The sequence below is a fragment of the Ruegeria sp. CDSB136 genome, assembly GCF_059610965.1.
Genome location: NZ_JBXWOP010000003.1, coordinates 1 through 12,065, shown reverse-complemented (window position 1 = coordinate 12,065; position 12,065 = coordinate 1). Strand labels below are relative to the sequence as shown.

The following is a 12,065-nucleotide window of genomic DNA, read 5'->3' as shown; positions in this document are numbered from 1 at the left end:
GAAAACGCGCGCCAAGAGGATGGCGCGCTTATCCACAAGGAAAATAGCCAGCTGTGGATTATTGCTGAAGACATAGCTCCAGCCAGGCCGCGCCCAGATCCTTTTTGCGAACGTCGCGCATCTTTTGCTCATACACCCAAGGGGTGATCAACGGAATCGCGGCATTGTAGTTTTCTGGCCAGGCCGGGCCGCTGTCAGCGACCGCCTTCGCAACATCGCGTTCCTTGACGCGGTCCAGGCGGGCGTTCTGAATAGCGGCCACCACGTCGGCCTGATACTTGCAGCTTTGTTCTTTGGTCTCAGCCGCGGCCAGAGGCGTTGCCAAAAGAATGGCGGCGATGGCGATGCGCAACATTGATAGTCCCCCGGGATTCGTTTCACTCGCGACAACTTACCTGTGCGCCAAAGCGCCTGCCACAACCGATTTCCCGAATTCGTTGAATTGATCGGAGGCGACCCGGGATACATTGCACCCGGATCGCCCCAATGCATCAAAGGCCCTTGGCCCGATAGCTTTTGGCGACTCTGTCGATGGCAACGATATACGCCGCAGTCCGCAGGTCTTCGACATCATCGCGGCTGTGCCAGACCTCGCGCATCGACTGATAGGCGATACGCATCGTGTCATCCAACCCCGAGCGCACCAGTTCCAGTTCGTCCGCGCCTCTGAGGTACTTGGACTTGAAGTTCGGGGACATTGACCAAGCGTCGCCCAGATATCTGTCCAGCCGCTCAAGTTCGCTGACAATCAGTTCGTGGCGGGCTTCCTCCTGACGGCGCTGCATCCGTCCAAACCGGATATGGCTCAGGTTCTTGACCCATTCGAAATACGAAACGGTCACACCGCCCGCGTTGGCGTACATGTCCGGAATGATAACGACGCCCTTTTTCCGAAGGATATCGTCCGCACCGGCCGTCACCGGACCATTCGCGGCCTCGATAATCAACGGCGCCTTGATCCTTTCTGCGTTGGAAAGGTTGATGACACCTTCCAGTGCCGCCGGGATCAGAATGTCACATTCGGCCTCAAGGACGGCAGCGCCCTCTGCGGTATGCGCCGCATCCGGATAGCCGCTGACGCCGCCATGCTTCACAATCCAGTTCCGCACCGATTCAACGTCGATGCCATCCGGATTGTGCAGGGCACCGTCCCGCTCAATGATCCCGATAACGCGCGCGCCATCTTCCTCGCTCAGGAACTTTGCGGCGTGATAGCCCACGTTTCCAAGCCCCTGAACAATCACGCGCTTGCCATCCAGACTTCCGGACAAGCCGGCCTTCTCAATGTCGTCCGGGTGCCGGAAGAATTCACGCAGCGCATACTGAATTCCGCGACCGGTTGCCTCGACGCGCCCCGCGATACCACCCGCGTTGAGAGGCTTGCCCGTCACACAAGCACGCGCATTGATATCCGTCGTATTCATGCGCGCGTATTGGTCGGCCATCCAGGCCATCTCACGCTCGCCAGTTCCCATGTCCGGGGCGGGCACGTTCTGCGATGGGTTGATCAGGTCGCGTTTTGCCAGTTCATAGGCAAACCGTCGGGTGATCTGTTCCAGTTCGTGTTCCTCATACTGACGCGGGTCAATACACAAGCCGCCTTTGGAGCCCCCGAACGGCGTCTCTACCAGCGCGCACTTGTACGTCATCAAGGCAGCCAGCGCCTCGACCTCGTCCTGATTGACTTCCATGGCATAGCGAATACCGCCTTTGACCGGCTCCATGTGTTCGGAATGGACCGACCTGTATCCGGTAAATGTATGGATATCACCGCGCAGGCGCACACCGAAACGGACGGTATATGTGGCGTTGCACACCCGGATCTTCTCTTCAAGTCCCGGCGGCAGATCCATCAGGGACGCGGCCCTGTTGAACATCAGGTCAACACTTTTACGAAAGCTGGGTTCAATAATGCCGGTCATAAATTCCTCCGTACCGGAAACTGACATATGTCACGACTTTTTGTCGCACCCTTCATGGAAAGCCGCAACGCCCAACTGCACTTTTTTAATAAGAATGCCCTCAAGGCGTATGCGCAACTGTTACTGAGTCGTTTGGTTTGGCCGAGTTGCAGGAGATTGTCGCCAAAACACAAACAGACCCTTTAGCATACCTATATTATCCTCACTTGAGTGGCGAAAAGGTCAAAACCAGGCCTTTTTTGCCCAATTGACGCCATGTTTCAAAGCTAGCTTTAACCCAATTTTATTTTCCTATGTCGCACACGTTATGTGCGAAGCGGAGGCATCAAAATGAAAAAGTTCTCGCCTATTGCCGGTAGCATTTTGCAGAAACGCAAATCTTCCACGTTGCGGCAGTTCGTCGAAAATGAAGACGGCACATTTTCATATTTTGTGCTGTTTGTTTTTTTGGGAATGTTGGCCGCAGCGGGTGTCGGCGTCGATTTAATGAACCATGAACGCGACAGAGCCAAACTACAGGCCACTCTGGACCGCGCCGTTCTCGCCGCAGCCGATTTGGATCAGAAAGAAAGCCCGAAGACCGTTGTTGAGTCCTATCTCGACAAGGCAGGGCTTTTGGAAAATCTCAAGACCGTCGACGTACAAGACAGTTTTGGTACGCGAAGAGTTTATGCGACGGCCGAAGCAGTGATACCGACAAATTTCATGGCCCTGTCAGGTATCAAAACTTTGACCGCGACCGCAGCCAGCGCCGCTGAAGAATCAATCGGAGCCGTTGAAATTTCGCTGGTTCTCGATATTTCGGGTTCAATGTCCGAAAATTCGGCCACCCCGGGGATCAGCAAAATCGATGTTCTGAAAGAAGCAGCATCTGATTTCGTTAAACTGATGCTCGACAAACCAGGTGAAAGCCAGATATCGATCTCGCTTATACCCTATGCGACGCAGGTTAATGCGGGCGCTCCCCTGCTGGACCAATTCACGAATGTCACGCAGGAGCATAGCTATTCGCACTGCGTGAATTTTATCCCTGAGCAATACAGTGATTCCGATCTCCTGCGGGGTGACAGGCTGGAACGGACAGCGCATTTTGACCCGTTCACTTATTCTGAGGGTTCGATCACTCTGCCTGTTTGCCCTGTCCGCGCCGGCAGCGCGATCACACCTGTCACGGATGACCTGGGCAAATTGCTTGACCAGATCGCACTTCTTTCACCCGGCGGAAACACGTCGATTGATGTTGGAATGAAATGGGGCGTTGCGCTTCTTGATCCCGGCATGAGCGGTATTGTCTCCGATCTGTCCCTTGAAACGGATGCGGCATATGCGCCGAAGACAATAGTCCCTTCCAAGTTTGCGAATCGTCCGACAAACTATGACTCGGACGTTCTGAAAATTGTGATCGTTATGACCGATGGAAAGAACACCGATCAGTACATGCTGAATCCGTCACTGAGGGAAGGTATGTCGGACGTATGGTACAACCCCGAAGCAGAAGAATACACCGTTTATCACTCGCAGGGACAGCCGAACTTTTTCTGGCCTCAGCAAGACCAGTGGGCAGACCATCCGTTCGGCAACCCTGAGCCCGAAACTGCCGACAACGAAGAGGTGGGTACGGCTTTCCGCCTGACATACCCGCAACTGTTCAACCGTGTGTCTTTGGCTTGGAACGCCAATTACAACTACTACTGGCAGTCCAGTGCCTGGGCTGAGTGGTACTCTGCAGCGTTCTCCAAAGTAGAAACCGCTGCCAAGAACCAGCACACCAAACACATCTGTGACGCAGCAAAAGACGAGGGCATTATCGTATATGGTATCGCCTTCGAAGCACCAAGAAGTGGCTATGGGGTTCTTCGGGACTGCGCTAGCTCGCACAGCCATGTCTACGACGTGAGCGGACTGTCGCTTGAAGACGCCTTTTCTTCGATCGCATCATCGATCCGCAAACTGAGGTTGACACAATGACTCAGAGTATTTTGCCGCTGATGCACCGGTTATTTGGGTCTGAAGATGGAAACGCCACGATTGAATTCGCTATTATCTTTCCGGCGTTCATGTTTTTCATCCTAGCAGGCGCAGAACTGACATTATTGACGACACAGCAGGGTATGTTGGAACGTGCTGTTGACCAGACCGTTCGCGACATTCGACTTGGAACAGGGAATAATCCGCAGCACGACGAACTAAAAGACACCATTTGTTCACGGGCTCAGTTCATCAAAAACTGCTCCTCCAACCTTCGGCTAGAGATGATCCGTCAGAGTGCCTTCACCGGGGTCGTGCTGTCCGATACACCTGACTGCACGGACAACTCCGAACAGGTAGATCCTGTTCTGAACTTCACCAATGGTCAATCCAATGAATTGATGATCCTGCGGGCATGCGCGCGGATTGATCCGGTGTTTCCGACCTCGACAATCGGCAAAACCCTCGTGGATGAAACCGGTCAATATGCGCTAACGGCTACGACAGCCTTCGTACAGGAACCTTTGTAAGATGACGTCGATCATGACAAAAATGGCAAAGTGTCTGAAATCGTTTCGGCGGGATGAACGTGGTATTATTACCGTAGAGGCCATCATGGTCTTTCCACTACTGTTCTGGACGGTATCGATGACCTTCGTCGCGTTCGAAGGCTTCCGTCAAAGCGCGTCAAATCTGAAGGCCGCATTTACCGTAAGCGATCTTATCTCTCGTGAAACTCAAACTATTACAGATGTTTACATAGATTCTCTGCACGAATTGATGGAGAAGATGGTCAACAATAATTCGCAAATGAATTTGCGTGTTTCGCTGATTGTTTTCGATGAAGAAGATGATCGCCACTATGTGCGGTGGTCGTCGACTCGCGGCTATGACGTCAAGTGGACAGATGACAGCATTCACGAAATTCGGTCCCAGCTTCCGCCGATGCCCAACCAAGACACTTTGATTCTGGTTGAAACGTCAAATGAATACGTTCCGATTTTTTACACGGGATTTAAATTCGCAACCGGAGTTACTTTCGAAAACTTTGTCTTTACTCGCCCGCGTTTTACCAACGAAATTGCGGCCTCGGTCTAGGTCAATCCATTTCAGCCAGAAGTGCGGACAACATTTCGGACATGAACTTGGTCTCGGCGGCGGCAGTCATGCCGCCGACCCCCACACGATGACCCAATCGCCACCAAAGGCCTGGCGCCCAGGTGTTTTTTCCCTTGCCGGTCGTGCGAACAAGAAACCCGTTTGATGGTTTGAAGGCAAACACGCCGCGATCAACAGTTTCAATATCTTCGACATTGGCAATGACCTGCCCCGCTCCGGTGCGCAACTCAGCTCGAGTCAGTTCGATACGGTCTGTTGTGGCGTGCCACATGCGATGTGCCAGCCAGAACGCCCCGCCCGCGATCACGAAAAGGAAAACCTGCCATCCCAAGGCAGGTGGTGCCGCCAAGGCGACGTAAAGTACCAACGCTCCAACTGTGCCCAGCATTCCTACACCTGCCCATCGTCTGGGTGATGATGCCTGAACTGTTGCCAGCACTTCGTCCTGCATGGGGCCCTCTTTCTTTGCCTCGACTTCCCTTACCTGCTTTGCGAAATAATGGACAGGGGGTCCCGACCTGCGCGGCGTCGCACATTGCGCGCGCGTTTTTGTCAATTGACCGCGCAGGCGCACAAATTACATGGTTGTCATGTAAATCAGGAGGCAAAAATGTCCCTCAGGCCTACTTTGGAAACCAGACAATCCGTTCCAACACGGGAAGGCGCCGGTGTGCATTTGCATCGTGCCTTCGGGTTTCAGGACCCGTCCGAACTCGACCCATTTCTTCTTTTCGACGATTTCAGGAATGAGAACCCGCAGGACTACCAAGCAGGATTTCCGTGGCATCCGCATCGCGGAATTGAGACCATTACTTATGTTCTGTCCGGGACCGTCGAACACTCGGATTCACTGGGCAACACCGGAACGCTTGGCGCCGGTGACGTGCAGTGGATGACGGCAGGTTCGGGGATATTGCATCAGGAAATGCCACATGGAAACGCCAGTGGTCAGATGCATGGGTTCCAGTTGTGGGGAAACCTGCCCTCTGACCAGAAGATGACTGCACCCCGGTATCAGGACGTTCAAAGCCGGGAAATCCCCGAGATCACGGATGATGACGGCACCACGGTTCGTGTGATCGTGGGTACGTTCTGGGGGAAAACCGGCCCTGTCGACGGCATTGCGGCTGATCCGCAATACCTGGATATCCGCATCCCGGCAGGCGTCAAAAAAACTTTTCCCATAGACACTTATCGCCGGGCCTTCGCTTATGTTTTCGATGGTCAGGCCGCGTTTGCCGACGCGTCACAACCCACCGGCGTTCTGCTGGAAAAAGAGGTGGCGGGGCAAGAGGTCAACATTCGCGACATGTCAGGCAACCGGACGCTGGTCCGCTTTGGGTCTGGCGACGAAATTACGGTTCAGGCGGGGCCGCAAGGAGTTCGGTTCCTGCTGATCTCCGGTGCGCCGATCAACGAACCGGTCGCCTGGCACGGGCCAATCGTCATGAACACCCGGGCCGAGCTGAAACAAGCCTTTGAAGAGCTTCGAAACGGAACCTTCATCCGGCCAGCACACTAAGGACGGGCGGGCAGATCACGTCGCAACGGCGCGACAGACCATGTCCCAGTAGATCTGCTCGACCTGATCCAGTGACAACCTCCCGCCTGCCCGATACCAGGTCATCACACCATTCAGCATTGCGATCACAGCAAAGCTTGCGATCCTGGTGTCGGGTACTTTGAACAGGCCGGCGACATGACCGTCACGCAGAATACCTTCCAGTGAATCCTCGTACCTGCGGCGCAGATCTTCGATTTCCGTGAAATTCTCGGGCGTCAGGTTTCGCAACTCCATATACGCTATGAACACCTCGTCCGGGCGTTCCAGGTGAAAGCGAATGTGAAATCCGACAAAGCGGCGCAAGGCATCGCGTGGATCTTCGGATTTGTCCTGTGCCTCATACGCCGACAGAAGCTCCTGCATATGGTCGCGCATCAGACGGAAAAGCAGACTTTGCTTATCTGGGGTGTAGTTATACAAAGCACCGGCCTGCACACCGACCTCGGACGCGATCTGGCGCATTGAAACCGCCGCATACCCATGTCGGGCGAACAAAGCCAACGCTGCCTTGCGGATCCGCGGGCCGGTTATGTCAGAGTGTGAACCTTGGGTACGAGCCATAGGCCGACAGTATCTGAACGTTTGTTCAAATAGAACCCCGCTTGAACCGAACGGGCAAAAGGTGCATCACAATGGCGACTGCAACAACAACCGGCTTGTCATGAAACCCCTGCCCCTGCTGTTTTTGATGCTTGTCTTCGCCGCCTGCGCGGACATTCCTGAGCTGGAAGGCAGCGAGTCGCCAACCGTGCGCAAGTCCACGTTTCCCCGCTTGATCCCACTGAGCGAAGCGTTGGGCCCACCGGTTGATCCCGTAAGCGAAGCGGCCGAGGTCGAAGAGGACCTGAATGCGCGTGCCGAAGCGCTGGCGAATAAAGCGCAGGCACTTCAGAACGCAGAAATCGACTGATTGCCGGATTTCATTGGCCGCGCTGTCCTCTGACGCATTGCACCGACCCCATGAACCCGCTAAGGCAGCGCCTGACGGATGAAAAATCCAGACTGGCGAATACGAGCGGAAAGGAATCCACCGAATGACACAGGCGCTGCGGCTGGGAATTGCTGGCTTGGGGACCGTCGGCGTGGGTGTGATCCGGATCGTCCGCAAACATGCGGATCTGTTGCAGGCCCGGACCGGCAGACCAATTGAAATCGTGGCCGTTTCCGCCCGGGACTCCGGCAAGGATCGCGGTGTCAACCTGTCCGACTACGCTTGGGAAAGTGATCCTGACGCGCTGGCCCGCCGAGACGACATTGACGTTTATGTCGAGCTTATGGGGGGCGAGAACGGCCCGGCTCTGGCCTCGGTCGAGGCGGCGCTGGAGACCGGTAAAGACGTGGTAACCGCCAACAAGGCGCTGCTGGCCGTCCATGGTCAGAAACTGGCGGAGCAGGCCGAAGCCGCAGGCCGTGTCATCCGGTTCGAGGCGGCCGTCGCGGGTGGCATTCCTGTGATCAAGTCCCTGACCGAAGGGCTTGCCGGGAACGACATCACCCGTGTCATGGGCGTGATGAACGGAACCTGCAATTACATTCTGACCCGGATGCAGTCCCAGGAACTTGGATACAACGCGCTGTTCGAAGAATGCGCCCAACTGGGGTATCTGGAAGCTGACCCTAATCTGGATGTGGGTGGCATTGACGCGGCCCATAAACTGGCGCTTCTGTCCTCGATTGCCTTTGGAACCAAGCCGAATTTCGACGGGATCGAAATCGAGGGTATTCAGCATATCAGCCTGGATGACATTCATCAGGCGGACGACATGGGATACCGGATCAAGCTGCTGGGCGTGGCACAGCGTACCCGGCGCGGACTGGAACAGCGCATGCAGCCCTGCCTGGTGCCAAGCGGCTCACCTCTGGGGCAACTGGAAGGCGGCACCAACATGGTGGTGATCGAGGGTGACTCGATCGAGCAAGTTGTTCTGCGCGGACCCGGTGCCGGTGAAGGCCCAACCGCCAGCGCTGTCATGGGTGACGTTTGTGATCTGGCACGCGGATTGCATATTCCGACATTCGGCCGACCGGCCTCGACGCTGCAAGAGGCTACGCCTGCGCGAACCGGATTGCCCGCGCCCTATTACCTTCGCCTTGCCCTGTTGGACAAACCCGGTGCGCTGGCGAAAGTTGCGGCCATTCTGGGTGATGCCGGAGTTTCCATCGACCGGATGCGCCAGTATGCCCATTCTGAAAACACGGCACCCGTCCTGATTGTAACTCACAAGACCACGCGCGCGACACTTGATGTGGCGCTGGAGGGGTTCAGGTCCACTGACGTGGTTTCGGGGGAACCTGTCGCGCTGCGCATCGAAGAGGTTTGACCCTTGCGGCCTGTGCCAGACGCAGGCTATGCCGGACAGAACGCCTTTATTGACCCAAGGATACCGACACATGAACGCTGCCAAGACCGATTTCAACGACCGAATGCTTTCTTTGGGCCTTGCCCGTGTGGCTGAACAGGCCGCGCTTGCATCCGCCTCGCTTGTCGGACGAGGCGATGAGAAGGCTGCCGATCAGGCCGCCGTCAACGCAATGCGTGAGCAGTTGAATCTGTTGGACATCGCAGGTGTCGTCGTGATCGGCGAAGGTGAGCGTGACGAAGCGCCGATGCTTTTTATCGGCGAAGAAGTCGGCACTGGAAACGGCCCCGGCGTCGACATTGCGCTGGACCCGCTTGAGGGCACGACCCTGACCGCCAAGGACATGCCGAACGCGCTGACCGTGATCGCAATGGGCCCGCGCGGGTCGATGCTGCATGCCCCGGACGTATACATGGATAAGCTGGCCATTGGCCCAGGGTTCCCGGAAGGCGTCGTCAATCTGGACATGAGCCCGCGGGAACGCGTCGAAGCGCTGGCAAAGGCCAAAGGCTGTGATCCGGCGGACATCACCGTCTGTATTCTGGAGCGCCCGCGTCATGAGGCCATGATTGCCGAAGTTCGTGACACCGGAGCCTCGATCCGGCTGATCACTGACGGTGATGTGGCCGGTGTCATGCACTGCGCAGAAAGCGAAGAAACCGGCATCGATATGTATATGGGCCAGGGCGGCGCACCCGAGGGCGTTCTGGCTGCAGCTGCGCTGAAATGCATGGGCGGGCAGATCTTTGGCCGCCTGCTGTTCCGCAACGATGACGAGCGTGGCCGCGCCGCCAAGGCAGGTATTACCGATTTGGATCGCGTCTATGCGCGAGACGAAATGGTGACAGCGGACGTGATTTTTGCTGCGACCGGCGTAACCGGCGGCTCACTGCTACCGCGTATCAAACGCGAGCCGGGCTGGGTTGAAACGACCACTTTGCTGATGCGGTCGAAAACCGGTTCGGTGCGGCGTATGTCCTATCGTACACCGATGTGGCCACATAGCGACGCATAGCGGCTTGCGCCGCTGCCTCCGGCGGGAGTATTTGTAAAAAGATGAAGAGGCCGGGTCCGCGAGGGTCCGGCCTTGGCGCATAAGGGGCATGGTATGAGCTTTCTTGGGGTCGAGCAGTCATTGACCGGACGCCGCTGGATCGGACCTACGCCGGACATCGAGCGGGCAACAGAAATGCTGGTGCAGCAGGCCGGGTTGCCCCGCGCTGTCTGTCAGGTGCTGGCACGGCGCGGCGTGCCAGCGATGGAAGCAGCAGGATTTCTTGAGCCCAAGCTGAAAGAACTGCTGCCGGACCCGCGTTCGATGCTGGATATGGAGAAGGCAGCAACGCGGTTCCTACAGGCCGTCAGGGCGCGGCAACGGATCGCCGTGTTCGCGGATTACGATGTGGACGGCGGAAGCTCGGCCGCATTGTTGCTGGTCTGGCTGCGACAGATGGGGATCAGCGCCACGCTTTATGTCCCGGACCGCATCGACGAAGGCTACGGGCCAAATGTTCCTGCCATGCAGACGCTGGCTGCTGAACACGACCTGATCATTTGTGTCGATTGCGGAACGCTGAGCCATGAGCCCATCGCGGCAGCCAACGGCGCGGATGTGATCGTTCTGGACCACCACCTTGGCGGAGAGACCCTGCCCGACTGCGCCGCGATCGTGAACCCGAACCGGCAGGATGAAAGTGGCGATCTGGGGTATCTTTGCGCGGCGGGTGTCGTTTTCCTGATGCTGGTCGAGGCCGGGCGGCAATTGCGCGACGCCGGTATCAAAGGTCCGGACCTGATGTCGATGCTGGATCTGGTCGCCCTGGCGACGGTTGCGGATGTAGCACCTTTGATCGGTGCCAACCGGGCCCTTGTTCGTCAGGGACTCAAGGTCATGGCCAGACGTCAACGCCCCGGGCTTGTTGCATTGTCGGATGTGTCCCGCATGGACGCGGCACCCAATTCCTATCATCTTGGTTTTCTGCTTGGGCCTCGGGTCAACGCCGGTGGTCGCATTGGTCAGGCCGATCTGGGTGCCCGCCTGCTGAGCACGGAATCGACAGCAGAGGCCGAGGCCTTGTCGCAGCGGTTGGATGAGTTGAACACCGAACGGCGTGATATTGAAAACGCGGTGCGTGCCGCTGCGCTTGATCAGGCGGAAGAACGCGGACTGGATGCGCCGCTGGTCTGGGCAGCGGGTGAAGGCTGGCACCCCGGCGTCGTAGGTATCGTCGCCTCTCGCCTTAAGGAAATGGCGAACCGCCCGGCCATTGTCATCGGCTTTGACGGGGATGAGGGCAAGGGTTCTGGTCGATCCATATCGGGCATCGATCTGGGTGCTTCGATCCAGAAGCTTGCCGCCGAGGGTCTGCTGGTCAAGGGCGGTGGCCACAAGATGGCGGCGGGTCTGACGGTCATGCGCGATAAACTGGACGCGGCGATGGAACGGTTGAGTGAATTGCTGGCCAAACAGGGGGCCGGTCAGGGCGGCCCGGCGGATCTGAAGCTGGACGGTGCGTTGATGCCCGGAGCGGCCTCGGTCGAACTGATCGAACAGATTGAAAAGGCCGGTCCGTTCGGCGCCAGCGCCCCTGCCCCGCGTTATGCCCTGCCTGAGCTTCAGGTGCGGTTTGCCAAACGCGTTGGAGAGACGCACCTCAAGCTTTCATTGTCCGATGGGCTGAACGGCGGTCTGGACGCCATTGCATTTGGTGCGTTCGACGGCCCCATGGGCGAGAAGCTGTTGAATCACGGAGGAGCCCGCTTTCATTTCGCGGGCCGACTTGAGGTCAACACATGGGGCGGACGTCAAAACGTTCAGCTTCGGCTTGAGGATGCTGCCGAGGTAAATTGAAGGCTGTTTCCTGACCCTTAAAGCACCGCCAAAAAAGTTTCACATCCCTGCGTTTTTCGGCTTGCGGGGGTGGGAGGTAAACCGTAAAAGGCCCTCCACAAGCCAGCGTGGCCCGTTCGTCTATCGGTTAGGACGCCAGGTTTTCAACCTGGAAAGAGGGGTTCGATTCCCCTACGGGCTGCCATTTGTGCTTGACTGGACCAAGTGGCCCGTTCGTCTATCGGTTAGGACGCCAGGTTTTCAACCTGGAAAGAGGGGTTCGATTCCCCTACGGGCTGCCA

12 protein-coding genes and 2 tRNA genes are annotated in these 12,065 nt (G+C 57.0%); 10 read left to right on the top strand and 4 right to left on the bottom strand.

Translation table 11 applies throughout. The annotated features are described in order from the left end of the window. Nucleotides 1-58 precede the first annotated feature (58 nt). The gene (locus AC2FIR_RS04120; protein WP_496761953.1) at nt 59-355 is read right to left on the bottom strand and encodes a hypothetical protein; all 297 of its coding nucleotides are present in this window, start codon (nt 353-355) and stop codon (nt 59-61) included. 136 nt (nt 356-491) lie between these two features. Continuing rightward, complete coding sequence (locus AC2FIR_RS04115; RefSeq protein WP_170806083.1) at nt 492-1,922, bottom strand: Glu/Leu/Phe/Val family dehydrogenase; 1,431 nt, start codon at nt 1,920-1,922, stop codon at nt 492-494. Nucleotides 1,923-2,252: 330 nt separating this feature from the next. On the opposite strand from AC2FIR_RS04115, the gene AC2FIR_RS04110 reads away from it, so the two are divergent. Genes AC2FIR_RS04110 through AC2FIR_RS04100 form a run of 3 tightly spaced genes read left to right on the top strand, consistent with a single transcriptional unit; the run spans nt 2,253 to nt 4,988 of the window. Continuing rightward, nucleotides 2,253-3,890, top strand: a complete 1,638-nt coding sequence (locus tag AC2FIR_RS04110) for a Tad domain-containing protein (protein ID WP_496761951.1) — start codon at nt 2,253-2,255, stop codon at nt 3,888-3,890. Beyond that, nucleotides 3,887-4,420, top strand: a complete 534-nt coding sequence (locus AC2FIR_RS04105) for a TadE/TadG family type IV pilus assembly protein (protein WP_170616624.1) — start codon at nt 3,887-3,889, stop codon at nt 4,418-4,420. Before AC2FIR_RS04110 ends, AC2FIR_RS04105 begins: the two co-directional genes overlap by 4 nt. Nucleotides 4,421-4,433: 13 nt before the next feature. Then, nucleotides 4,434-4,988 (top strand): TadE/TadG family type IV pilus assembly protein, encoded by a 555-nt coding sequence (locus AC2FIR_RS04100; protein ID WP_170616626.1) that lies wholly within the window; start codon nt 4,434-4,436, stop codon nt 4,986-4,988. A 1-nt stretch (nt 4,989) separates the two neighbouring features. Here the strand turns inward: AC2FIR_RS04100 and AC2FIR_RS04095 are convergent, their stop codons facing one another. Beyond that, nucleotides 4,990-5,460: a hypothetical protein gene (locus AC2FIR_RS04095; protein ID WP_170616628.1), complete on the bottom strand. Its 471-nt coding sequence runs from the start codon at nt 5,458-5,460 to the stop codon at nt 4,990-4,992. A gap of 159 nt (nt 5,461-5,619) precedes the next feature. Here AC2FIR_RS04095 and AC2FIR_RS04090 point away from each other — a divergent pair, with 159 nt between their 5' ends. Beyond that, on the top strand, nt 5,620-6,531 hold the full coding sequence (locus AC2FIR_RS04090) for a pirin family protein (RefSeq protein ID WP_170616630.1): 912 nt from the start codon (nt 5,620-5,622) through the stop codon (nt 6,529-6,531). A gap of 15 nt (nt 6,532-6,546) precedes the next feature. Here AC2FIR_RS04090 and AC2FIR_RS04085 read toward each other — a convergent pair whose 3' ends face one another. Further along, entirely contained in the window at nt 6,547-7,134 is a 588-nt protein-coding gene (locus AC2FIR_RS04085) for a TetR/AcrR family transcriptional regulator (RefSeq protein WP_170616632.1), read from the bottom strand. Between the two features lie 100 nt (nt 7,135-7,234). Between AC2FIR_RS04085 and AC2FIR_RS04080 the strand changes: the two genes are divergently transcribed. The 6 genes from AC2FIR_RS04080 (at nt 7,235) to AC2FIR_RS04055 (ending at nt 12,065) form a co-directional block, all read left to right on the top strand. Beyond that, nucleotides 7,235-7,483, top strand: a complete 249-nt coding sequence (locus tag AC2FIR_RS04080; protein WP_170616634.1) for a hypothetical protein — start codon at nt 7,235-7,237, stop codon at nt 7,481-7,483. 124 nt (nt 7,484-7,607) lie between these two features. Then, nucleotides 7,608-8,894, top strand: a complete 1,287-nt coding sequence (locus AC2FIR_RS04075; protein ID WP_496761949.1) for a homoserine dehydrogenase — start codon at nt 7,608-7,610, stop codon at nt 8,892-8,894. Nucleotides 8,895-8,964: 70 nt separating this feature from the next. Next, nucleotides 8,965-9,948, top strand: coding sequence for a class II fructose-bisphosphatase (gene glpX / locus AC2FIR_RS04070; protein ID WP_170616638.1), 984 nt, complete (start codon nt 8,965-8,967; stop codon nt 9,946-9,948). A gap of 93 nt (nt 9,949-10,041) precedes the next feature. After that, complete coding sequence (recJ, locus tag AC2FIR_RS04065) at nt 10,042-11,784, top strand: single-stranded-DNA-specific exonuclease RecJ (RefSeq protein WP_496744476.1); 1,743 nt, start codon at nt 10,042-10,044, stop codon at nt 11,782-11,784. Between the two features lie 109 nt (nt 11,785-11,893). After that, nucleotides 11,894-11,968, top strand: a tRNA-Glu gene (locus tag AC2FIR_RS04060). A 22-nt stretch (nt 11,969-11,990) separates the two neighbouring features. Then, nucleotides 11,991-12,065 (top strand) — tRNA-Glu (locus tag AC2FIR_RS04055).